Origin of the sequence: Cryobacterium aureum (genome assembly GCF_002954245.1) — a bacterium.
GTDB lineage: Bacteria > Actinomycetota > Actinomycetes > Actinomycetales > Microbacteriaceae > Cryobacterium > Cryobacterium aureum.
Window position 1 is genome coordinate 69376 of record NZ_PPTG01000001.1, and the last position, 22034, is coordinate 91409.

General features: G+C 64.5%; 23 protein-coding genes. 4 read left to right on the plus strand and 19 right to left on the minus strand.

Translation table 11 applies throughout. The annotated features are described in order from the left end of the window. Positions 1 to 19: 19 nt before the first annotated feature. From CJ028_RS00335 to CJ028_RS00360, 6 genes are all read right to left on the minus strand, one after another. On the minus strand, positions 20 to 1672 hold the full coding sequence (locus CJ028_RS00335; RefSeq protein WP_105033321.1) for a tripartite tricarboxylate transporter permease: 1653 nt from the start codon (positions 1670 to 1672) through the stop codon (positions 20 to 22). A 33-nt stretch (positions 1673 to 1705) separates the two neighbouring features. Next, positions 1706 to 2257: a tripartite tricarboxylate transporter TctB family protein gene (locus CJ028_RS00340; protein WP_105033322.1), complete on the minus strand. Its 552-nt coding sequence runs from the start codon at positions 2255 to 2257 to the stop codon at positions 1706 to 1708. Continuing rightward, positions 2254 to 3246 carry a Bug family tripartite tricarboxylate transporter substrate binding protein gene (locus CJ028_RS00345; RefSeq protein WP_105033323.1) on the minus strand — a complete coding sequence of 331 codons (993 nt, stop codon included), beginning with the start codon at positions 3244 to 3246 and terminating at the stop codon, positions 2254 to 2256. The genes CJ028_RS00340 and CJ028_RS00345 overlap by 4 nt, the downstream gene beginning before the upstream one ends. A gap of 67 nt (positions 3247 to 3313) precedes the next feature. Next, positions 3314 to 3766, minus strand: coding sequence for a PaaI family thioesterase (locus CJ028_RS00350; protein WP_105033324.1), 453 nt, complete (start codon positions 3764 to 3766; stop codon positions 3314 to 3316). Then, positions 3757 to 4539: an enoyl-CoA hydratase-related protein gene (locus tag CJ028_RS00355; RefSeq protein ID WP_105033325.1), complete on the minus strand. Its 783-nt coding sequence runs from the start codon at positions 4537 to 4539 to the stop codon at positions 3757 to 3759. Before CJ028_RS00355 ends, CJ028_RS00350 begins: the two co-directional genes overlap by 10 nt. Positions 4540 to 4542: 3 nt before the next feature. Further along, positions 4543 to 5757, minus strand: coding sequence for a CaiB/BaiF CoA transferase family protein (locus CJ028_RS00360; RefSeq protein ID WP_105033326.1), 1215 nt, complete (start codon positions 5755 to 5757; stop codon positions 4543 to 4545). A gap of 98 nt (positions 5758 to 5855) precedes the next feature. On the opposite strand from CJ028_RS00360, the gene CJ028_RS00365 reads away from it, so the two are divergent. Continuing rightward, on the plus strand, positions 5856 to 6695 hold the full coding sequence (locus CJ028_RS00365; RefSeq protein WP_105033327.1) for an IclR family transcriptional regulator: 840 nt from the start codon (positions 5856 to 5858) through the stop codon (positions 6693 to 6695). A 108-nt stretch (positions 6696 to 6803) separates the two neighbouring features. Beyond that, positions 6804 to 7520, plus strand: a complete 717-nt coding sequence (locus tag CJ028_RS00370; protein WP_105033328.1) for a FadR/GntR family transcriptional regulator — start codon at positions 6804 to 6806, stop codon at positions 7518 to 7520. Between the two features lie 108 nt (positions 7521 to 7628). Here the strand turns inward: CJ028_RS00370 and tsaE are convergent, their stop codons facing one another. Genes tsaE through glmS form a run of 4 tightly spaced genes read right to left on the minus strand, consistent with a single transcriptional unit; the run spans position 7629 to position 11492 of the window. Continuing rightward, a complete protein-coding gene (gene tsaE, locus CJ028_RS00375) occupies positions 7629 to 8168 on the minus strand; it encodes a tRNA (adenosine(37)-N6)-threonylcarbamoyltransferase complex ATPase subunit type 1 TsaE (protein WP_205683894.1) in 540 nt (179 codons plus the stop codon). Continuing rightward, a complete protein-coding gene (gene alr, locus CJ028_RS00380) occupies positions 8161 to 9282 on the minus strand; it encodes an alanine racemase (RefSeq protein ID WP_105033329.1) in 1122 nt (373 codons plus the stop codon). Before alr ends, tsaE begins: the two co-directional genes overlap by 8 nt. After that, positions 9279 to 9635: a holo-ACP synthase gene (locus tag CJ028_RS00385; RefSeq protein WP_105033330.1), complete on the minus strand. Its 357-nt coding sequence runs from the start codon at positions 9633 to 9635 to the stop codon at positions 9279 to 9281. The genes alr and CJ028_RS00385 overlap by 4 nt, the downstream gene beginning before the upstream one ends. A gap of 6 nt (positions 9636 to 9641) precedes the next feature. Further along, positions 9642 to 11492, minus strand: coding sequence for a glutamine--fructose-6-phosphate transaminase (isomerizing) (glmS, locus tag CJ028_RS00390; RefSeq protein ID WP_105033331.1), 1851 nt, complete (start codon positions 11490 to 11492; stop codon positions 9642 to 9644). Positions 11493 to 11526: 34 nt separating this feature from the next. Between glmS and coaA the strand changes: the two genes are divergently transcribed. Beyond that, positions 11527 to 12483, plus strand: coding sequence for a type I pantothenate kinase (coaA, locus tag CJ028_RS00395; RefSeq protein ID WP_105033332.1), 957 nt, complete (start codon positions 11527 to 11529; stop codon positions 12481 to 12483). Between the two features lie 55 nt (positions 12484 to 12538). Here coaA and glmM read toward each other — a convergent pair whose 3' ends face one another. From glmM to truA, 4 genes are all read right to left on the minus strand, one after another. Continuing rightward, a complete protein-coding gene (gene glmM / locus CJ028_RS00400) occupies positions 12539 to 13900 on the minus strand; it encodes a phosphoglucosamine mutase (protein ID WP_105033333.1) in 1362 nt (453 codons plus the stop codon). A 19-nt stretch (positions 13901 to 13919) separates the two neighbouring features. Continuing rightward, positions 13920 to 14405 (minus strand): 30S ribosomal protein S9, encoded by a 486-nt coding sequence (gene rpsI, locus CJ028_RS00405; protein ID WP_092107287.1) that lies wholly within the window; start codon positions 14403 to 14405, stop codon positions 13920 to 13922. A 50-nt stretch (positions 14406 to 14455) separates the two neighbouring features. Further along, positions 14456 to 14902, minus strand: coding sequence for a 50S ribosomal protein L13 (rplM, locus tag CJ028_RS00410; RefSeq protein ID WP_104083755.1), 447 nt, complete (start codon positions 14900 to 14902; stop codon positions 14456 to 14458). 152 nt (positions 14903 to 15054) lie between these two features. After that, complete coding sequence (gene truA, locus CJ028_RS00415; RefSeq protein ID WP_240607007.1) at positions 15055 to 15993, minus strand: tRNA pseudouridine(38-40) synthase TruA; 939 nt, start codon at positions 15991 to 15993, stop codon at positions 15055 to 15057. 91 nt (positions 15994 to 16084) lie between these two features. On the opposite strand from truA, the gene CJ028_RS00420 reads away from it, so the two are divergent. Beyond that, the gene (locus CJ028_RS00420; RefSeq protein WP_161498849.1) at positions 16085 to 18040 is read left to right on the plus strand and encodes an acyltransferase family protein; all 1956 of its coding nucleotides are present in this window, start codon (positions 16085 to 16087) and stop codon (positions 18038 to 18040) included. Between the two features lie 169 nt (positions 18041 to 18209). Here the strand turns inward: CJ028_RS00420 and CJ028_RS00425 are convergent, their stop codons facing one another. From CJ028_RS00425 to rpsM, 5 genes are all read right to left on the minus strand, one after another. Beyond that, complete coding sequence (locus CJ028_RS00425) at positions 18210 to 19268, minus strand: GNAT family N-acetyltransferase (protein WP_105033335.1); 1059 nt, start codon at positions 19266 to 19268, stop codon at positions 18210 to 18212. A gap of 150 nt (positions 19269 to 19418) precedes the next feature. Further along, a complete protein-coding gene (gene rplQ / locus CJ028_RS00430; protein WP_105033336.1) occupies positions 19419 to 19979 on the minus strand; it encodes a 50S ribosomal protein L17 in 561 nt (186 codons plus the stop codon). Positions 19980 to 20029: 50 nt separating this feature from the next. After that, a complete protein-coding gene (locus CJ028_RS00435) occupies positions 20030 to 21019 on the minus strand; it encodes a DNA-directed RNA polymerase subunit alpha (RefSeq protein WP_092107272.1) in 990 nt (329 codons plus the stop codon). Positions 21020 to 21153: 134 nt separating this feature from the next. Then, the gene (rpsK, locus tag CJ028_RS00440; protein WP_035834641.1) at positions 21154 to 21552 is read right to left on the minus strand and encodes a 30S ribosomal protein S11; all 399 of its coding nucleotides are present in this window, start codon (positions 21550 to 21552) and stop codon (positions 21154 to 21156) included. A 45-nt stretch (positions 21553 to 21597) separates the two neighbouring features. Next, positions 21598 to 21972 carry a 30S ribosomal protein S13 gene (gene rpsM / locus CJ028_RS00445; protein ID WP_092449488.1) on the minus strand — a complete coding sequence of 125 codons (375 nt, stop codon included), beginning with the start codon at positions 21970 to 21972 and terminating at the stop codon, positions 21598 to 21600. Between the last annotated feature and the right edge of the window lie 62 nt (positions 21973 to 22034).

Below are 22034 nucleotides of genomic sequence, written 5' to 3' on the forward strand. Positions count from 1 at the left end.
GTCTCCGGTCGTGGTGGCGTCAGTTGGGCGAGTTTACGTCCTTCTTCTGGCCAGACAAATCCAGCAAATCCGGCGAGCCCGGCGAGCCCGGCGAGCCCAGCGAATCCTGAGCCTCTGGCGAGGGTTCCACCGGCGTGCCGCGACGCCGACGCCCGAACTCAGTGACCGCCATCGCGGCCAGACGGGTAATTCGACGACTCACAAAGGGTAGCGCGATGAGTGCGACCATCACGGCGAGAATCCACATCGAGGCCGAACGCTCGATGAAGATGCCGAGGTTGCCGCCAGAGATAATCATCGTTTGGCGAAGCGACTCCTCCGCTAGTGGGCCAAGCACGAGCGCGATGACAAGCGCGGCCGGCGAGAAGCCATAACGACGCATGAAGAAGCCGAGCACGCCACAGGCCAGCATGATTCCTACCTCGACCATGCTGCTGTGCACGGCGAAGGTACCGAGCACGCAGATCACGATGATGATGGGAGCCAGAATGCGAAAGGGAACCCGGGCAACATTGGCAAACGTGGGAATCATGAAGATATTGATGATCAGCAGTGCCACGTTTCCGAGGTACATGCTCGCGATGAGCCCCCAGGCGAAATCTGGATTCTGTTCCATAAGCAGCGGGCCCGGCTGCAGCCCCCACATGAGGAAGGCGGCCAACAACACGGCCGTCGCTGCCGAGCCGGGGATGCCCAGGGTCAGAAGCGGGACCATAGCACCGGCCGACGCACCATTGTTTGCGGCCTCCGGTCCGGCAAGCCCGGCCATGGCGCCCTTGCCGAATCGTTCCGGCTTCTTCGAGATCGATTTTTCCAGGCTGTAGGACATGAGAGACGCGACCGTCGCACCCGCGCCGGGGGCAAGCCCGGTGAAGAAGCCCAGGAAGGATCCACGCACCATGGCACCGTTCGACTCCTTGAAGTCGGACCTGGTGGGCCAGAATCCCTTGCCCTTGATCGAAATCTTGCCGAAATCGAGGTGTTCCTTGTGGGCTCCGCGCCAGAGCGAGTAGAGGATCTCCCCCACACCGAAGAGCCCGATCGCCACCGGCACAAAGTCGATTCCGCTGATCAGCTCGCTGGATCCGAAGGTGTAGCGCTGCTCGCCGACCCCGATGTCGATGCCGACCGTAGCCAGGGCAAACCCGATAAGAGCCGACAGAATACCGAGAATTCGGTTCTTACCGATGATCATGATGAGCGTGAGCAAACCGACCACCACGATCAGGAACAACTCCGGGGGGCCGAAGGTACGGGCAATCGATGCGACCATGGGCGCGAAAGCGCTCAGGAGGATGACGCCGATGGTGCCGGCGATAAAGGATGCGATCGCAGCCATGACCAGGGCCGGGCCGGCTCGGCCCTGCCGGGCCAGCGGAAACCCATCGAAGGTGCTTGCCACCGTGGCCGATTCACCGGGAGTGTTGATCAGCACCGAGGTGATGGTGCCGCCATACATTGACCCGTAGTACACCGCGGCGAGCATGATTATGGCGCCCGTCGGATCCATTCCAAAAGTAACCGGCAGCAGGATCGCGATTCCTGCCGTTGGTCCGAGCCCCGGCATGACTCCGATGATCATACCGAGGGTGACCCCGGCCAACAGTAAGAGCACGTTCTGCACGGTGAGGATCGTGATGATCCCCTGTGCGAGGTTGTTGAAGATATCCATGGCTATTCCTCTAGGAGAATCGTCGGATCGCGATCAGAATGCCGGGATGATGCCGGCCGGTAAGCCCGCGTTCAGCCCGGTCTGCAAAATCAGGTACAGGGCGAGGGGCGTGGCGACGCTGATCACGATGTTCGCTACCCAGCGACCACGGTTGAGGAACCACAGCATGCCGAACAGAAAGAGCGCACCGGCCACGATCGCACCGAGGGACAGGAGCACAAGAATGAAGGCGCCGGAGGCAACGACAGTGACGGTCATGACCAGCGGATGGTGGCCCAAATCGGCTTCTCCGACGTCCTCTTCCAGATCAGCGGCTCCCGAATCCTCGGAGGCCACCCGCATGCTCTGCACCAGAGCGATGAGGGTGATCGCGATGATCAGCCCACCCACGACCCGGGGAAAGAAGCCGGGGCCGATGCGCCCCGCCTGCGTGACCCAGTCCATCCGAAACGCCATTTCGGTGTATCCGATGAACAGAACGAGCACGACCCCGAGAAAGGCGGTCTTGGCTGATGGGCGCCGACCCCAGCCGGCATGCCCGACACCCGGGAATATCGTGCGGTGTACCGCTACGGCCGAGCTCACAGCGCGCCGATGTCCGAGAGAACGGTTTCAAAGTCGTCCGAGGTGGACTTCACCTGGTCGAAGAAATCATCGCCCCAGGCGATGTTCTCCGTGAGGTAGTTGGAGTCGAGGTATTCCTTCCATTCCGGGGTCGCGACGACCTTTTTCATGGTGGCGATCCACCAGTCCTGGGCCACCTTCGGAGCATCCGGCGCCAGAATCATTCCACGGGGCATCGAGGGCAGGCCGGTGATGCCCAGCTCTTCGCCGGTCGGCACATCGGGCAACACGTCCAGGCGGCTGATACCGGTGTACAGCAGGGGCTTCATCGCGCCGGCTTCGAACTGTCCGAGGATGCTGCCGGTGTTGTTCACCGAGGCGTCCAGAGCATGCGAGAGCAGGGCCGTATTGAGCTGGCCCTCATCGTTGAAGGGCACGTACTCGATCTCGTATCCCCCGGCCTCGGCCAGCAGGGCATGCAAAATAAAGTCGACGTTGAGCGGTCCAATGCCGCCGACGACGACGGATTTCTCACCCTTGGCGTAGTCGACCCATTCCTCCCAGGTATTGATGGGGTTGTCACCGTTGAGCGTGAAGATCGCGTCGTCACTGCTGAACAGGCCCACCGGCGTGAAATCTTCATAGGTCCACCCCGTGTCCGCCTGCATCGGCGTTGTGATGAATGATCCGGAGGTGGTGGAGATGTCGTATCCGCTTCCCGAGTTGTTGAGCAGGTAGCCCCAGCCGGTGGCGCCACCACCACCTTCCCGGTTTTCCAGCCGGATGTTCTCCGGGTACAGGTCGTATTGCTGGATGATGTTCACCAGGGTGCGAGCCATGATGTCATTGCCACCGCCGGGGCCGAATGCGATCGTCCAGTCGAGTTCCTCTGAGGGGTAGCTGGCGGCATCCTCTTCGGTGGCGTTGCCGCCCGTTTCGCTGCAGCCAGCGAGCGGAACGACGAGGCCCAGTACTGACAGGGCCACGATCAGCTTCATTTTCTTGCGCATGTGATTCTCTTCTCTTCATTGAGTGAGGTACAGGTAGAACGGTGGTGCGGGTAAAACTTCTGTGCGGTTACTGGAGGGCGTCGAGGCGATGCCAGGAACCGACCGCGAAGGCGACCAGACGGTCGTCCTCGTCGAACAGGCGCGACTCAAGGTGCACGATTCGGCGCCCGGCCCGCAGCACGGTGCCGATACATCGACCGTCCCCCTTCAGCGGCCGAAAGTAACGAACCTGCATCTCCAGTGTCATGGCTGTGGAGAGGAAGTGCTCACACAGATGACCCATCGAGACGTCCAGGACCGTCGCGATGATGCCGCCGTGCATGGAACCCTGCGGGTTGCACAGGTGCGGCGCGTAGGGCAGCGCGACGGTGCAGGTTTGGGCGACCTCGTCGTAGCTGATGCGCAGATCAAGGAACCGAGAGAGAAAGAAATTGCCGAATTCCTGGGTCGAATCCGCTGCCGCGAATTCGGCACGCTCCAGCGCGGACGAAAAGGCCATGCCGTTCGCGGTCACGACCACGTGAACAGTGGGGGCCGCTTGGCGATGAAAGCCCGCACGCCCTCGGCGAAGTCTTCGGTATCGAACGAGGAGTTGCGCATGTCGATGGTGGCCGCATCGTCGGTCACCTGGCCGGTCACGACGCGGCGCACCATGGCTTTGCCGGTGCGCACGCTGAATTGGGCTCGGGAGGCAACCGTTTCGGCAAACTCGTAGGTGTACTTTTCGAGGTCCCCCTGCTCGCACAATTCGTCGAACAGGCCGAGAGCGAGGGCTCGCTCAGCGGGTATTTGCAGTCCGGAGGTGAGAATCCAATTCGCACGGGACGGCCCGGCGAGATCGACAACGCGTTTGGTCGACTCGAGGCTGTAGACGAGGCCCAGCTTTCCGGGCGTAATGGCAAATTTCGCGCGGGTATCGGCAAACCGCATGTCGCACGCCAGCGCCAATCCGGCACCGCCACCGATGCAATAGCCGTGGATCATGGCGATCGTGGGCTTCTGCAACGATTCAATGGCGTGTTCGGCAGCGGCGACGCGCTCGTTATAGTTTTTCGCCTTGGCCGCATTGGAGCGGTGTTCCTGAAACTCGCTGATATCCGCGCCGGACGCGAAGGACTTCTCACCGGCACCACGCACAATGACAACTTTGACGGTCGGATCATCGTCGAGGGCCGAGATGAGCGCCGGCAATTCCGTGTACATCGCCATGTTAATCGCGTTGTGGCTCTGCGGCCGATTGAGAACGAGGGTGGCGATTGCGCCCGCCCGTTCGACGAGGAGGTCTTCAGACATGGTTTAGTGCCTTTCCAATTCTGGGTGTGCGTCAAAAGCGACACCATCAGCAAACATTTTGTCGACCTCGGTGTCGCTGAGTCCGGCTTCGCGCAGCACCTCGGCCGTGTGCTGGCCGAGCCACGGCGGCGCCTTGCGAATGGTGTAGTCCATCGTCGAAAACTTGACCGGCGGCGCGAGCATCTTCATCGGGCCGATGATCGGGTGCTCGATTTCGACGATCATTTCCCGATCCAGAATCTGCGGATCGTTCATGGTCTGGTCGTAGGTCAGGGCCGGACCGCACGGCACTCCGGCGAGGTCGATGATCGCTATCCACTCCGCTGTGGTTTTGGTCATCGTGATGATCTCGATCTCACGCTCGAGTTCGTCGATGTTCTTCATGCGATCGGGGAGAGTCTCGAACCGGGGATCGGTCAGCCAGGCCGCGCGATCGAAGGCATCCACAACCAGCATCTCCCACAAGCGGTCGTTGGGGGCACCGATCGTGACGTAGCCGTCTGAGGTGCGGTAGGCCTGATACGGCGTCGACCGACGATGGCGGGTTCCCGTCGCCTGGGGCACTTCGCCCGAGCCGAAGAAGGCACCGGACTCCCAGACGGTCCAGGCCAGCCCGGCCTCGACGATGGAGATATCCATGTATTGACCTTCGCCGGTCTTCTCGCGCACCATCTGCGCCCCCATGATCGAGTACACCGCGGTCATCCCGGCGGCAACATCGTTGATGGCGATGCCGATCTTCGCCGGCTTTCCACCGGGCTCACCCGTCATGCGCAGAAAACCGCTGATTCCCTGGGCCATGATGTCGAATCCCGGCCGGTGCTTGTAGGGGCCGGTCTGGCCGAATCCGCTGATGGAGCAATAGAGGATGTCGTCGCGAATGGCCCGCACTGCGTCGTAGTCGATTCCGAGTCGCTTGGCGACGCCCGGGCGAAAATTCTCGATGACCAGGTCGGCGTCGTCCACGAGCCGCATGAAGATGTCATGCCCTTCGGAACTCTTCAGGTCCAGGGAGATGCTCCGCTTGCTACGGTTGGGCATCGCGCCCGGATAGCTCTCTCCGTTGATCTTCGGCTCGAAACGTCGCTCGTCGCTTCCAGTGTGCGGCTGTTCAATTTTGATAACGTCGGCACCGAGCTCGGCCAGCACCATCGTGCAATACGGGCCGGAGAGGAATCTGGTCAAGTCGAGAACACGAAATCCATCCAAGGGACGCATGTTGCTCCTTTCCTACATAGTGGGATAAATAACCACATTTCGGGATATATGATGTGTTTGACCATATGGTCATCCCAGAGAGAAGTCAAGGAATCGCGATGAGTGAACACAACGACGCGCTCGAGGGCGCGGCACCGCGCAGCGGAGTCCAGTCGATCGACCGGGCAGTCGCCATCCTCCGGTGCTTCGACTCCCAGCATCCCCATTTGGGAATCACCGAGATAGCCCACCTGACGGGCCTGTCCACCAGCACCGCCCACCGAATACTCACGGCGATGCTGGCCAACCAACTCGTGCGGTCCACCTCGGGCCGGCGGTACGGCCTCGGCCCCCTACTCGTGCAACTCGCTCAGAGCGGAGCCCTGGCCACGACATTTCATGAAGTGGCCCTGCCGTTCATGACGAATCTGCGCGACGAAGTGAACGAAACCGTGGCGCTGCACTCGCTGCTGGCCTCCGAGGACCGTGCCGTCATCGACCAGGTTGAGAGTCATCAGGAGCTGCATCGACGGTATACCGAGATCGGCGTACCGATCCCACTGCCGCTGGGCGCGCCCGGAAAGGCGATTCTGTCGGCGATGCCGTGGGATCGTCAGGTAGCCCAGCTGGAGCGCCCCATTGCGCGCGTCGCCCCGCAACAGATCACCGACCCGGCCCAGATGCGGATCGAACTCGACAGAACTCGCAATCGCGGCTGGGCCGAGTCCAACGCGGAACGCACACTGGGCATCAGTTCCGTTGCCGCTCCCATTTTCGACCACAACGGGAGCGTCATCGGTGCGCTCGGCCTATCGGTACCCAGCGTGCGCATGAGCGACGATCGAATGCACGAACTGGGACGCCGCGTGCAACTCGTGGCCCACGAGATCTCCGCCGCCCTGGGCGCAACAAATGCCCTCATCCAACACGGTCAAGAGCTCGCGCGACCGACGGCCTGAATGCGTGACCGCTCGAGGCAGCGCAGTGGACAGCCCACTGGCGCAATAGGTGACTTGGTGCGGGTTCCGATACGCTGTGGGGGTAAAAGAAGGATGCGAGGACTCACGATGACCCCCCAACGGCTGATCCCGAAATCCCTGCCAGAGCAGCTCGGCCGGGTGTCCCGGCCCAGGCTCTACGAGCAGTTGGTCGAGCAGCTGCTCGGCTACATCGAATCCGCCCAACTAGGCCCAGGAGATCTCCTGCCGAGTGAACGTGATTTGGCCGAACGCCTCGGCGTGTCCCGGCCAACGCTGGTGCAGGCGCTCGTTGCCCTCGAAGTGCTCGGCGTCATCGACGTTCGTCACGGCACCGGCGCCGTGCTGGTCTACCGGCCCAGCATCGCCACCGTCATCAAGGGACTGCAGGCGCACCAAAACCGACTCCCGGAGATTGTGGAGGCGCGCAGCACGCTGGAGATCAAGCTCGCCTCCCTCGCAGCGCTCCGGCGCACCGATGCCGACCTCACGGCCATCGATGCGGCCCTCACCGCGATGGCCGAGGAAATCGCCGACGGCCACAAGGGTGCCCACGGCGATGAGTTGTTTCATCAGGCCGTAACCCAGGCCGCGCACTCGGCGGTTCTGGGGCAGCTGATGACGTTCATCGCCGAGATGATTCTCGAGACACGCCTGGAGTCGCTCGGCCAGCCCGGGCGACCGGAGCAGTCGCTGGCGTCGCACCGGGCGATCGCGGCGGCCATCCGCTCGCAGGATGCCGACGGGGCAGCGGCGCGGATGCTCGCGCACATCGAACTCGTGTCGGACGTCGCGTTGTTGAAGTAGGTCCAGCCCCGCGTCAGGAATTCCACCAGTCCAGGCGCTCGCTCCGGCGCCGGAACGTGCGCCGATACCCGCGGTGATCAGGTCATTCACCGAGCCGACAGAGTCGGGTCAGCCCAGACCAACATCGGCCAGCCGCGCCCAGCGCTGGCCGTGACCCGTGAGCGTCAGGGTGCGCGGTTCGTCGACGTCGTGATCGAGATCGATAACGGCGTCGAGAGCGGATGCCGCGGCATCCGCTTCACGATCAGCCTCCGCACCACCCTGCGGTCGCTCGATCTCGATGTCCAGCCAGGATTCGCCGATACCGTCGAGCAGGCCGCGGCCCCACTCGACCACCACGATGGAGCGGGCGAAATCAATGTCGAGGTCGTCCAGTTCCATGGCGCTTTCGAGCCGATAGGCGTCGACGTGCACGAACGGTGGCCCATCGACCAGGCTCGGATGCGTACGAGCGAGTACGAAGGTGGGGCTGGTGACGGCTCCGCGCACCTGCAGCCCCTCGCCCAGGCCGCGGGTGAGGGTGGTTTTACCCGCCCCGAGCGGACCGGTGAGCACGACGAGGTCCCCGGCCTGCAGGATGCTGGCGAGGCTCACACCGAACCGGTGCATCGCCGCCGCGTCCGTAATCGTACGAACGAGTTCAGTCATTGACGTGTCGCCGGGTCACCCGGTGCCCGATGCGGGTGACGATCTCGTAGTTGATCGTGCCAGCGGCGTCAGCCCAGTCGGTAGCGCTCGGCGCGCCGGTGGCCGGGTCGCCGAACAGCACGACCTCATCGCCGACGGCTACGACGGGGTTGTCGTTGCCGAGGTTGACCACGAACTGGTCCATCGCCACCCGACCGACCAGGGGGTAGTTCTCGCCGTTAATGTGCACGAGCGCCGTGCCCGACGCCTGCCGGGGAATGCCATCGGCGTAGCCGAGCGGCACGAGCACGAGCGTGGAATCCTGCGGCGCCCGCCACAGGTAGTCGTAGGAGACACCGGCGCCGGCGCTCACCCGGCGCACCAGGGCCACCCGGCCGCGCAGGGTCATCGCCGGAACCAGCCCGAGGTCGGCGCTGGTCGCGTCCTCGAACGGCGACAGCCCGTACAGGGTGATGCCCAACCGCACCATGGTGAAGCGGGCGGACGGCAGTCGCAGCGCCGCAGCGGATGACGCCAGGTGCACCAGCGTGGGGGCCAGGCCGGCGGCCCTGGCGGCAGCAACACCACGTTCGAAACAGTCCAGCGCCTGTTGGTCGTCGAACGCCGAGGCGTTGGCGAGGTGGCTCATGAGACCGTCGACACGCAGCAGGCCGACCCGCTCGAGCGCGGCGGCAAGCGCGAACACCTCGGCCCAGTCGTTTTCGTGCACGCCGTTACGGCTGAGTCCGGTCTCGAGTTTTAGATGAACGGATGCGGTCTGGCCAAGTTCCGCCGCGGCATCCGCTACCTGCTGCACCTGGCGCACCGAGGACAAGGCCAGGGTGACGTCGTCGTCGATGGCGGCGCTGAAGTCGGCGTCGGGGCCGTGCAGCCAGGCCAGAATCGGTGCGTCGATACCGGCATCACGCAGAGCCAGGGCCTCGTCGATGTCGGCGACGCCGAGCCAGTCGGCCCCGCCGGCGAGGGCGGCGCGCGCCACCGGAACGGCACCGTGCCCGTAGGCGTTGGCCTTGACGACGGCCATGGCGTGCGGAGTGCCGACGAGCGCGCGCAGGTGGGCCATGTTGGTGCGGATGGCGGCGAGGTCGATCACGGCCTCGCGAAACCCGGTCATGCTTCGCCCTCGGCGACGACGAAGGCGCAGGCCACGCCGGCATCGTGGGTCATGGTGACGTGCACCCGGCTGATGCCGCGATCGGTCAGGGCTTGACGGGCCGCGCCACTGAGCTTGAATTCCGGGTTCCCGTGCGGGTCGTTCACGATTTCCATCTCCTGCCAGGTGGCTCCCGCACTGTCGCCGAGGGCCTTGATCAGAGCTTCCTTGGCGGCGAAGCGCGCTGCCAGGGAATGCACCGGCAGGTTTTGTTCGTTGGGGGTGAACAGGCGCGGCACGAGGCGCGGGGTGCGCTCGACCTGGCGGACGAAGCGCGCCAGGTCGACCACGTCAACCCCGATGCCCTTGATCATCGTGGCCTATTCGACCGTGACTGACTTTGCGAGGTTGCGCGGCTGGTCGACGTCGAGGCCCTTGGCGATGGCGAGTTCCATAGCGAACATCTGCAACGGCACCACGGCCAGCAGCGGTTCGAACAGCGGCGCCGCGAGCGGGATGTGGATGACGGTGTCGGCAAAAGGCAGCACGGCCGCGTCGCCTACCTCCGCGATGGCGATGATGCGAGCACCTCGGGCGCGAATCTCCTGAATGTTGGAGACGACCTTCGGGTGCAGGTGGGCCGAGCCGCGCGGGCTCGGTACCACGACGAACACCGGCTGACCGGGTTCGATCAGCGCAATCGGGCCGTGCTTGAGTTCTCCGGCGGCGAAGCCTTCGGCATGGATGTAGGCGAGTTCCTTGAGCTTGAGCGCACCCTCGAGCGCGATCGGGAACCCGACGTGACGGCCGAGGAACAGCACCGCGCGGGTGTCGCTCATCCAGCGGGCGAGCTGGCGTACCTCGTCTTCGACGCCGAGAACGGCCTGGATCTTCTCCGGAATGGCCTGCAGTTCGGCGACCTGCGCGGCCTGTTCGGCCTCGGTGAGGCTGCCGCGCACGCGGGCGAGGTGCAGGGCGAACAGGTAAAGCGCGGCGATCTGGGCGACGAAGGCCTTGGTGGAGGCCACGGCGACTTCGGGGCCGGCGTGCGTGTAGATGACGGCGTCGCTCTCGCGCGGGATAGTCGCACCCTGCGTGTTGCAGATCGAGATGGCCTTGGCGCCGAGTGACATGGCGAATTTGACGGCCATGAGCGTGTCCATGGTTTCGCCGGACTGGCTGATCGAGATCACCAGGGTGTCGGCGCTGAGCACCGGGTCGCGGTAGCGGAACTCGTGGCTGAGTTCGACGTCGACGGGAACCTGCGCCCACTTTTCAATGGCGTATTTGGCGGTCTGGCCGGCGTAGGCTGCGGTTCCGCAGGCGACGATGACGATACGCCGGATGCCCGCGAGCACGTCATCGCCGAACGCGGTCAGTTCGGGAACGACGACCTGGTCGTCGGTGATGCGGCCGCGCAGGGTGTTGGCGACGGCGTCGGGCTGCTCGGAGACTTCCTTGGCCATGAAGCTGGACCAGCCGCCCTTTTCACTGGCGGAGGCGTCCCAGGCGATGTCGAACTCTTCGGTCTCGACCAGGTGACCGTCGAAGTCGGTGACGGTGACGGCATCCGCTGTGATCGTGACGATCTGGTCCTGGCCGATAGCGACGGCGCGGCGGGTGTATTCGACGAACGCGGCGACGTCGGAGCCGAGAAAGTTCTCGCCCTCGCCGAGACCGATGACGAGCGGGGAGTTGCGGCGGGCGCCGACGACGACGCCGGGCTGGTCCTGGTGCACGGCCAGCAGCGTGAACGCGCCGTCGAGACGGGCGACGATGATGCGGAAAGCTTCGGCGAGGTCGCCGACGCGCTGGTATTCGCGGCCGAGCAGCACCGCGGCGACCTCGGTGTCGGTCTCGCTCAGAAAGGTGTAGCCCTCGGCCAGGAGTTCGTCGCGCAGGGGGGCGAAGTTCTCGATGATGCCATTGTGGATGAGGGCGAGCTTGTTGTTGTCACCGAGGTGCGGGTGGGCATTGCCGTCGGTGGGTCCGCCGTGGGTGGCCCAGCGGGTGTGGCCGATTCCGGTCGTGCCGTCGTTGATCGGGTGAGCCTTGAGCTCGTTGGTGAGGGCCGACAGCTTGCCGGCCTTCTTGGCGGTGTTGAGTGCACCGAATTCATCAATGACGGCTATTCCCGCGGAGTCATACCCACGGTATTCGAGCCGTCCGAGTCCTCCCATGAGAACGTCAACGGTTTTATTGCTTCCGACATAACCTACGATTCCGCACATGGAAGTCGATTTTAGTCGGACTAAGCTTGGGGCAATGTCCGATCCGGTGCTGGCCCCTGTTATGAACGGTCACGGTACCCCTTTTGTGGAGCTCGACCGGGCCGATTGGGCAGCCCTCGCGCCGACCACTCTACTGCCGCTGAGAGAGACCGAGATCGTGCAGTTGCGCGGCATCGGCGAGCCGCTCGACATCAACGAGGTGACGGATGTCTACCTTCCGCTGAGTCGTCTGCTCAACCTGTACGCGGCGAATGCCCGCACGCTGCACCGAGCGACCAGCGGATTCCTGGGCGAACGTGCCCGCCCGACCCCGTTCGTGATCGGTGTGGCCGGCTCGGTCGCCGTCGGCAAATCGACCACCGCCCGGCTGCTCCGGGAGATGCTCGCCCGCTGGGACGACACCCCCCGGGTGGAACTTGTCACGACCGACGGATTTCTGTTTCCCAACGCCGAACTGAATCGCCGCGGCCTGATGGAACGCAAGGGATTCCCGGAGTCCTACGACCGGCGTGCGCTACTGCGGTTTGTCAGCGCGGTCAAGAGCGGCGCCCCAGAGGTGCGTTCACCGTTCTACTCGCACCTCAGCTACGACATCGTGCCCGACGCGCAGATCGTGGTGCGACAGCCCGACATTCTTATCGTCGAGGGCCTCAACGTACTGCAGCCTCCCGCCCCCGGGCACGGTCTCTCGGTCAGCGACCTGTTTGACTTCACCATCTATGTGGATGCTCGTACCCAGGACATTGCCCGCTGGTACGAGGAGCGTTTTCTCAAGCTGCAGCGCGGGGCGTTTGCCAACCCCAACTCATTCTTCCACCGCTACGCGGCGCTCACCGAAGATGAAGCGCGCGGCAAGGCGCGCAGCATCTGGACCAGTATCAACCAGCCCAACCTGCTGCAGAACATTCGTCCCACCCGGTCGCGCGCGACCCTGGTACTGCGCAAGGACCCCACGCACGCCGTCTCCAAGGTGCTCCTGCGCAAGGTCTAACTCCGTGCAAGCACGCGCTCTGTCTGGACGGGGCCCGGGCCCCGTCCGGTAAGGGCTAGAGGGCCAGGCGCTCGCGGACCACGTCGGCGAGGGAGTGCGCCAGGCGGTCGGCCGTCGGCTGGTCGGCGGCTTCGACCATGACCCGCACCATCGGCTCTGTGCCCGAAGGGCGCAGCAGCACGCGGCCGGTGTCGCCGAGTTCTGCTTCAGCGGCGAGCACGGCCTGGGCGATGACGTCGTCGGCGCCGAGCCCCTTGTGGTTGACGCCGCGCACGTTGACCAGAATCTGCGGGTACACCGTCATGACGGATGCCAGTTCGGCGAGGGTTTTACCGGTGCGCGCCATTTCGGCGACGAGGTGCAGGCCGGTGAGGATCCCGTCGCCGGTGGTGGCGAATTTGGTCATAATGACGTGACCGCTCTGTTCACCGCCCAGGGAATACCCGTGGGCGTTGAGCTCTTCGAGCACGTACCGGTCGCCAACCTTGGTCTGCACCATGGCGATGTCGTTGGCTGCCATCGCCTTGCGCAGACCGAGGTTGCTCATGACGGTCGCCACCAGCGTGCGGTCTTTCAGTACGCCGCGTTCGGCCATCGACACGGCGAGGATCGCCATAATCTGGTCGCCGTCGACGATGTTGCCGTTCTTGTCCACGGCCAGGCAGCGGTCGGCGTCGCCGTCGTGGGCGATGCCGATGTCGGCGCCGTGCTCGAGCACGGCCTTGGCGAGGTTGTCGAGGTGGGTGGAGCCCACGCCGTCGTTGATGTTGAGGCCGTCGGGGTCGGCGCCAATCACCGTGAGGCGGGCACCGGCATCCGTGAACACCTGCGGCGAGACGCCGGCAGCGGCGCCGTGGGCGCAGTCGAGCACGACGTGAATGCCGTCGAGACGGTGCGGCAGGGTGGTGAGCAGGTGCACCACGTAGCGGTCTTCGGCGTCGGCAAAGCGACGGATGCGTCCAACGTCGCCGGCGATCGGCATCAGCGTGTCGCGACCGATGTAGCTCTCAATGCGGTCCTCGACGTCGTCGGGGAGTTTGGTTCCGCCATAGGCGAAGATCTTGATGCCGTTATCGGGCGCCGCGTTGTGTGAGGCAGAAATCATCACACCGAAGTCGGCACCGATGTCGTTGATCAAAAAGGCTGCAGCCGGCGTGGGGATGACTCCGGCGTCGAGAACGTCGACACCGCTGGAGGCCAGACCGGCCGAGACGGCAGCGTTGAGGAATTCACCGGAAATTCGCGGGTCGCGGGCGACCACAGCGACGGGCCGGCGGCCCGCTTCGAGGCGTGCTTGGGCACGACGACCCTTGGTCAGCACTGCGGCGCTGGCCTGGGCAAGGCTCAGGGCCAGGCCAGCCGTGAGATCACGGTTGGCCAGGCCCCGAACGCCGTCCGTGCCGAACAGACGAGTCATTTCGTCGTCGGCTATCGGGTTAGCGCTTGCTGAACTGAGGTGCCTTACGGGCCTTCTTGAGTCCGGCCTTCTTACGCTCCTTGACTCGAGCGTCGCGGCTGAGGAAGCCGTTCTTCTTGAGGATGGCGCGGTTGTTCTCTTCGTCGATCAGGTTCAAGCAGCGTGCGATGCCGAGGCGAAGCGCGCCTGCCTGGCCGGACGGGCCACCACCGGTGATGCGGGCGATGACGTCGTACGAGCCGAGCAGGTCGAGAACCTTGAACGGGTCGTTGATCAGCTGCTGGTGCAGCTTGTTCGGGAAGTAGTCAGCGAACTCGCGGCCGTTGACAACGATCGTGCCGGAGCCGGGGACGATGCGCACGCGGGCGATGGCCTGCTTGCGACGGCCGACGGCTGCGCCGGGAACGTTGAGGACGGCGCGGGGCGCCTTGGTTACGGTTTCGGCCGGAGTCTCGGTGGAGTAGCTCTCCGGAGCCTGGTCAATCTGGTCTGCGATCTTCGCCACGATGATGGGAATCCTTTTTATCTAAGAGTCGAGAAGTCTGGTTGCCGGCGCTACTGCGCGACCTGGCTGAGGGTGTACGGCGTGGGCTGCTGAGCGGAGTGCGGGTGCTCAGGGCCGGCGTAAACCTTCAGCTTGGTGAGCTGGGCGCGACCGAGCGAGTTCTTCGGCAGCATGCCGCGAATCGCTTTTTCAACCGCACGGGTCGGGTGCTTCTCGAGCATCTCGGAGTAGTTGGTCGCCGTGAGGCCGCCCGGGTAACCGGAGTGGCGGTAGGCGATCTTCAGGTCGAGCTTCTTGCCGGTCAAGGCAACCTTCTCGGCGTTGACGATGATGACGAAGTCGCCACCGTCCATGTGCGGGGAGAAGGTGGCCTTGTGCTTGCCGCGCAGCAGGATTGCCGCGTGGCTGGCCAGACGTCCGAGGACGATATCGGTGGCGTCGATGACAACCCAGTCGTGCTGGAGTTCGCTTGCCTTGGGGGTGTAAGTGCGCGTCACTGTTGTGCTGCTTTCTTCTTTTTCGAACGGAGGTGTTCGTGAATCCCGCTCCGGGCGTGTTCTATTGAGATATACATCTCGAGGAGAACACTGTCGATGGAGGGCTCACGTTCGGGTGCCGTGCTGCAACGCACAGACACCAAGGGACAACACTAGTCGGAGGCGGTGGCGGACGCAACTTGCACAGGAAGTGAACGCCGGTTGCGGGTATCAATGGCGCGCTGCGCCAGGGACGCGTCGTCGGGGTAGCCCACATCGATCAGGGTGAGGCCGTGCGCCTGCATCACCTTGAACTCGCTGATGCGGTGTTTGTCGAAGTGCAGGTGGGCGAGGGTGCTGCCGTCGAGGCGGCCCTCCCCCACGGCCACGCAGGCGCCGACCATGGCGCGCACCATGCTGTGGCAGAAGGCATCCGCTTTGATCGTGGCGATGAGGAGGCCGTCGTCGTCGCGGTGCCAGCGAAAGTCCTGCACGGTGCGAATGGTCGTCGCTCCAGGGCGCGGCTTGCAGTAGGCGGCGAAGTCGTGCAGGCCCACCAGGGTGGCTGCTGCGGCATCCATGGCCGCGAGGTCGAGTTTAAACGGATGCCACGTGGTGCGCAGGCGCTGCTGCGGGTCATGCAGGGCGAGGGGGTCTGCGATGCGGTATTCGTACCGGCGCCACATGGCCGAGAACCGGGCGTCGAAGCCGCCGGGCACGACCGTGGCGCGGCGCAGCACGATGTCGGGCTTGGTCACCAGGATGCCGCCGAGGCGACGCAGCACGGCGGTGCCGAGGTCCACCGGCGGACGGTTGCCGGTACCGCGCTGGATGCGCACGAGGGAGTGCGCCTGGTCAGCGGTGAGGTCGAAATGGGCGACCTGTCCGCGGGCGTGCACTCCGGCATCCGTTCGGCCGGCGACGATGAGCGTTGGGTGCGGGGGAAAGCTCTGCAGAATGCCGGCGAGGCCGTTCTCAATGTCGGCCTGCACGGTTCGAAAGCCCGGCTGGCGGGCCCAACCGGTGAAATCGGTGCCATCGTAAGAGAGGTCAAGACGGATGCGCGTGGAGCCGAGCGCTGCGTTCGCGGCGCGGGGCACAAAAAGATTCACGAGGGTAAGCCTAGGCGGCGCGCTCGGGTTATCGTTGAAACCGGCCCACGGCCCACCCCATAATGAGTGCCAAAGAAACCCGGCGTTGCCCATGACTCGTTCCCCGCGCGCGTTCCCGTTCACCGGGAGGACTCGGTCAGCGACCGCAACGATCGGGCCGGTAAACACGCCCGTGCTGGGGCCGACGAATGCCCCGCGCAGCGGTCGCCTGGCCGGCCTCGACGGTCTGCGCGCACTCGCCGTCATTGCCGTCGCGCTGTACCATTTCTTTCCGGCCGTACTGCCGGGCGGTTTTATCGGCGTTGACGTGTTCTTCGTGATCAGTGGTTTTCTGATCACCGGGCTGCTGGTCTCCGAGCACACGCGCACCGGGCGCATCTCGCTTCGCCGGTTTTGGCAGCGGCGTGCCCGCAGACTGGTGCCGCCGCTCATTCCGGTCGTGCTGATCAGCTGCACGATCGCCTTTGTGATCGGCGGCGACGTGCTGGTGGGTCTCGGCGCGCAACTAGTCGGAGCCAGCACCTTCGGCTACAACTGGGTGTCGATCGCGAATGATGCGAGCTATTTCAGCGTCAACGAACCCGAACTGCTGCGCAACCTGTGGTCGCTCGCGGTGGAGGAGCAGTTCTACCTGGTCTGGCCGCTGCTCCTGCTGGCGGTGCTGCTGATTCGCCGCCCGCGCGTTCGGCTGGCCATTGTCACCACGCTGTTCGTCGCCTCGGCCCTGTGGATGGGAGCGCTGTACCAGCCCGGCGCGGACCCCACCCGGGTGTACTACGGTTCAGACACCCACAGTTTCGGCCTGTTCGCGGGCGCTGCCCTCGCCCTGCTGCTGCGCCGACCGAGCGGGCAGCGCAACGAGCTGCCACGGTTGCGTCCGTGGCTTGGCGGGGCCGCAGTGCTGACGATCGTAGCCTTTGCGCTCTGGCTGCCGGAAGACGGTACGGCAACCTTCCGCGGTGGCCTCGTCGCCGTGTCCCTGGCCACAGCGCTAGCCATCTGGGCGGGAGTGCGCGGCGGCCGGTTCGGGCGCCTGCTCGACGCAGCCCCGCTCCGCTACCTCGGTGAGCGGTCCTACGGAATCTACCTGTGGCACTGGCCGATCCTCGTGCTGGTTCAGCTGCTCTGGCCGGCATCGCCGCGCGCCGGCAGTGTGCTGCCGATCGGCGTGCTCGCCACGGTCATTACCCTTTTTGTGGCCGGAGTGTCCTACCGCTGGCTGGAAGTGCCGATCCGGCGGGTCGGCGTGCGCGGCAGCATCCGCAAGATCGGTGCACTGTGGACCGGCCCCACCCGCCGCCGCCGCCTGATAGCGGCGACAGCCGCACTATCGGTGTTGCTGGTCGGCGGCACCACCGCCGCCGTCGTGGCCGCGCCGGCGCAGACCTCGGCGCAACTCCGCATCGAACGCGGCCAACGGGCAATGGATGCCGCGGCGCGGGCCGCCGCGCAGGCTGCGGCCGCCGCGGCTGCCCGCCAGGCCACCGCAGCCCCTGCACTGGTCGACGGACCGATCACCGCCATCGGCGACTCGGTCATGCTGGCGTCGGCTCCGGAATTACAGGCCACCTTCGCGGGCATGACCGTTGACGCATCGGTCTCCCGCGGGATGTATTCCGCAGACGACATATTGATGGCGCTGAAGGCGGCGGACCAGTTGCAGCCGGTGGTGGTCGTCGGGCTCGGCACCAACGGGCCGATCACGACCGACGAACTCACCGAGATTCTGCGCATTCTCGGGCCCGACCGGCAGCTCGTACTGGTGAATGCCTACGCCGAACGGGAGTGGACCGACACGGTCAATGCCAGGCTCGCCGAGTTCGCTGCGGGCAATCGCCGGGTCGAGCTGGCGAACTGGCACGACGTGATCGCGGGGCGACTCAATCTGCTGGCAGACGACCATGTGCACCCGGGGCCGACCGGCGGCCAACTCTACGCCGACGAGGTGCACGCCGCGCTTGCGCGTCTTGCTGCGGTGCCGCCGCTGCCCGACAACAGCTGGTTGATGCGTGACCCCGACGCTCCCAGTTCGCCGCCCTACCGCTGAGAATCAGAAATCGAGCGCGTAGGCGAGCTCCCTGTTGGTGGCGAAGAAGCCGATGCCCGTGTAGAGGTCGAGCGCGCCGGGCGGGCTCGCCGAGTCCACGTCGAGAGTGGCCCGCCAGTTACTCGGTCATGCTGCACCCAAGCCAGGCTGCCCCGAACTGGGCCAGACCTCAGAACTCGAGGGTGTAGGCCATTTTCTTGTGGGTGGGCACGAAACCCATGCCGGTGTAGAGGCCGAGGGCGCCGGTGGGGCTGGCGGAGTCCACCGCGAGGGTCACCCGCTCGTGGCCGAGAGCACGACCTGCGGCCAATTGGGCGGCCAGTAGGGATTGCGCGATGTGGCGGCCGCGCCATCCGCTCAAGACACCGACCAGGTCGATATAGCTGCCGGTGAACCCTTGCGTGGCCCAGACGTTCTCGTTGGCGGTCGACAGCACGAAGCCGACGACGTGCTCGGTGCCGGCACTGTCCGTGGCGGCCTCATCGGTTCCATAGGCAACGAACGACAGGTCGGGTCGAAACCATTTGCCGCCGACGAAGGCATCCCAGTTTTCGTCGCTCATTGGCTGGCTGCCCCAGTGATCCATGAAAGAGTCGTCGCGGGCAGCGTGCACCTCGGCCGAGACCGCAGCGGTATAGGCGGCAATGCGGATTCCGGCGGCCGGGTCGATTACGCGTACCGGGGCATCCAAGGGGCGTTCGAGGGTGAGAAAGTAGCGGGCGAGGCTGAGGCCGGCGTGTTCGAACAGGGCGGCGTTCTGCGGGGAACGTTCGTCGGCGTAGGTCAGGATCCAACCGGGAAGCGTTCCGGCCCCGGAGGCGAGTTGTTGCTTCGCCCGAGCAAGCTGCCAGGCCAGCAGTTGGCGGCCGATGCCCCGACCGCGAAGCGCCGGATGAACTCCGCCGATCGGCATCGAGCGCACGAGGCTCACCTGCCGGGGCGGGAACATGACCATGCCGACCGCCACAATGCGGCCGGCCTCGTCGAGAGCGACGAGCGAATCGAGCTCCGGGTGAAAGTGCGAGTAGCCGAAGTCGGCGGCGATCGCGCCGCGCGCGGTGAGGTAGTTAGGGTGGTCTACCTCGCCCATGGCCCGGCGCAGCTCCCAAATACCGTCGATGTCGCCCTCGGTGGCCGCTCGCCACACGCCCACGTCCGGGTGCTGCGGAAGTACCGGAGCCGGGGCGTCTCCCACCCGTTCGGCCAATGAAGTAGCGCGGTGATCCATCCCCCAACCCTATCTTTCACGCGAAAGCGGAGAAAACGCTACTTCCCGGTAGCTGAAGCAACACTTTTCCCGCTCTCGCGGGATGTCGGGACGTGGGGGTACAAAAAAGAGGGGAGCCAACTGTCGTTGGCTCCCCTCTTGATGGTGGTGCTACTTCTTGTCGGCCTCGTCGGCGGCAGCGTCTTCGACAACTGCATCCTCAGCTACGACGTCTTCAGCGACAACGGTCTCCTCGACGGCTGCATCTTCGACGACGACGTCGTCAGCAACGACGTCTTCGGCAACGACGTTCTCGGACCCGACTGGGGTCGCGGCAACGGTCGCTGTCTTGGAGCGCTTGACCTTGGGGGTCAGGGGCTCGAGAACGAGCTCCATCTGCACCATGGACGCGTTGTCACCCTTGCGGAAACCAAGCTTCGTGATGCGGGTGTAGCCGCCCTGACGCTCGTTGACCTGCGGGGCGATAACCGTGAACAGCTCGTGCACGACGGTCTTGTCTGTAATCGTCGCGAGAACGCGACGACGGGCGTGCAGGTCGCCGCGCTTGGCGAACTGCACCATGCGCTCGGCGAGCGGACGCAGGCGCTTGGCACGGGTCTCGGTCGTCTTGATCGACTTGTGGGTGAACAGGGCCGCGGCCAGGTTCGCAAGCATGAGGCGCTCGTGCGCCGGGCCGCCACCGAGACGGGGGCCCTTTGTGGGCTTAGGCATTGGTAATCTCCAGTATCAAAAAATCGAAAGGCAGCGTTGAAGCGCGAGCCTTAGATGGTCTCTTCTTCGTAGCCGCTGTAGAAGTGCGCGCCGTCGAATCCGGGAACCGAATCCTTCAGGGACAGGCCGAGCTCAACGAGCTTGTCCTTCACTTCGTCAACCGACTTCTGCCCGAAGTTGCGGATGTTCATCAGCTGGGTCTCCGAGAGGGCGACCAGTTCGCTGACGTTGTTGATGCCTTCGCGCTTGAGGCAGTTGTACGAGCGCACCGACAGGTCGAGGTCTTCGATCGGAATCGAAAGCTCGGTCGAGAGCACAGCGTCAACCGGCGCTGGGCCGATCTCGATGCCCTCAGCGGCGGTATTGAGCTCGCGGGCCAGACCGAACAGCTCGGTCAGGGTGCGGCCAGAGGATGCGATGGCGTCGCGGGGCGAGATAGCCGACTTGGTCTCCACGTCAACGACGAGGCGGTCGAAGTCAGTGCGCTCACCGGCACGAGTTGCCTCGACACGGTAGGTCACCTTGAGCACGGGCGAGTAGATCGAGTCGACCGGAATCTGGCCGGCCTCGGAGAACTCGTTGCGGTTCTGGGTGCTGGAGACGTAACCACGGCCACGCTCAATGGTCAGTTCGAGTTCGAACTTCGCCTTGTCGTTGAGGGTTGCGATGACCAGTTCCGGGTTGTGCACCTCGACGCCGGCCGGAGCCGAAATGTCAGCGGCGGTAACCTGGCCGGCACCCTGCTTGCGCAGGTACGCGGTGATCGGCTCGTCGTGCTCGCTCGAGACGACCAATCCCTTGATGTTCAGGATGATCTCGGTGACATCTTCCTTCACCCCGGGAACGGTGCTGAACTCGTGCAGCACGCCATCGATACGGATGCTGGTTACAGCAGCGCCCGGGATCGAGGAGAGCAGGGTACGGCGAAGCGAGTTGCCGAGGGTGTAGCCGAAGCCAGGTTCGAGCGGCTCAATGATGAACCGTGAACGGAACTCCGAGATGTTCTCTTCGGTGAGCGTTGGACGCTGTGCAATAAGCACTGTTGATTCCTTTCGGCTAAGTGTCCGCTATATGACACTTGCAATGACGAGAGAGTGAAAAGGTGAAAGAAAAGAATCCCGACGGGGCTCGGTGACAATTAAGTGCCGAGCCCGTCGAGATGACAGCTTGTGCTTTAGACGCGGCGGCGCTTCGGCGGACGGCATCCGTTGTGAGCCTGAGGCGTCACGTCGTTGATCGAACCGACCTCCAGGCCAGCGGCCTGGAGCGAACGGATCGCGGTCTCGCGGCCTGAGCCGGGTCCCTTGACGAAGACGTCAACCTTCTTCATGCCGTGTTCCTGTGCCTGGCGGGCGGCCGACTCGGCGGCCAGCTGTGCGGCGAAGGGGGTCGACTTGCGCGAACCCTTGAAACCAACCTGGCCCGACGAGGCCCAGCTGATGACGGCTCCGGTCGTGTCGGTGATCGACACGATCGTGTTGTTGAAGGTGCTCTTGATGTGGGCCTGGCCCACAGCAATGTTCTTCTTTTCTTTCTTACGCGGCTTCCGTACGGCCGACTTGGGTTGTGCCATGAATTTCTCCTGAATCCTAAAGGCGTTAGCGGGCTAGGCCGAGGCCTAGCGCGCCTTCTTCTTGCCGGCTACGGTGCGCTTCGGGCCCTTGCGGGTGCGAGCGTTGGTCTTGGTGCGCTGTCCGCGAACGGGCAGGCCCTTGCGGTGGCGAATGCCCTCGTAGCTGCCAATTTCAACCTTGCGGCGGATGTCAGCGGCAACCTCACGGCGGAGGTCACCCTCAACCTTGAAGGTGCCTTCGACGTAGTCGCGGAGGAGGACGAGCTGGTCGTCGCTCAAATCCTTGACGCGGATGTTTCCGTCGATTCCAGTGTCGGCGAGGGTCTTGAGGGCCCTCGTACGGCCAACACCGTAAATGTAAGTCAATGCAACTTCCACGCGCTTATCGCGCGGGATGTCGACGCCGGCTAGACGTGCCATTGTGTCTCCTGTTAGTGATGGAGGTCTGTAACAGCTCCTGTACACCGGCCTCCAACCGATGG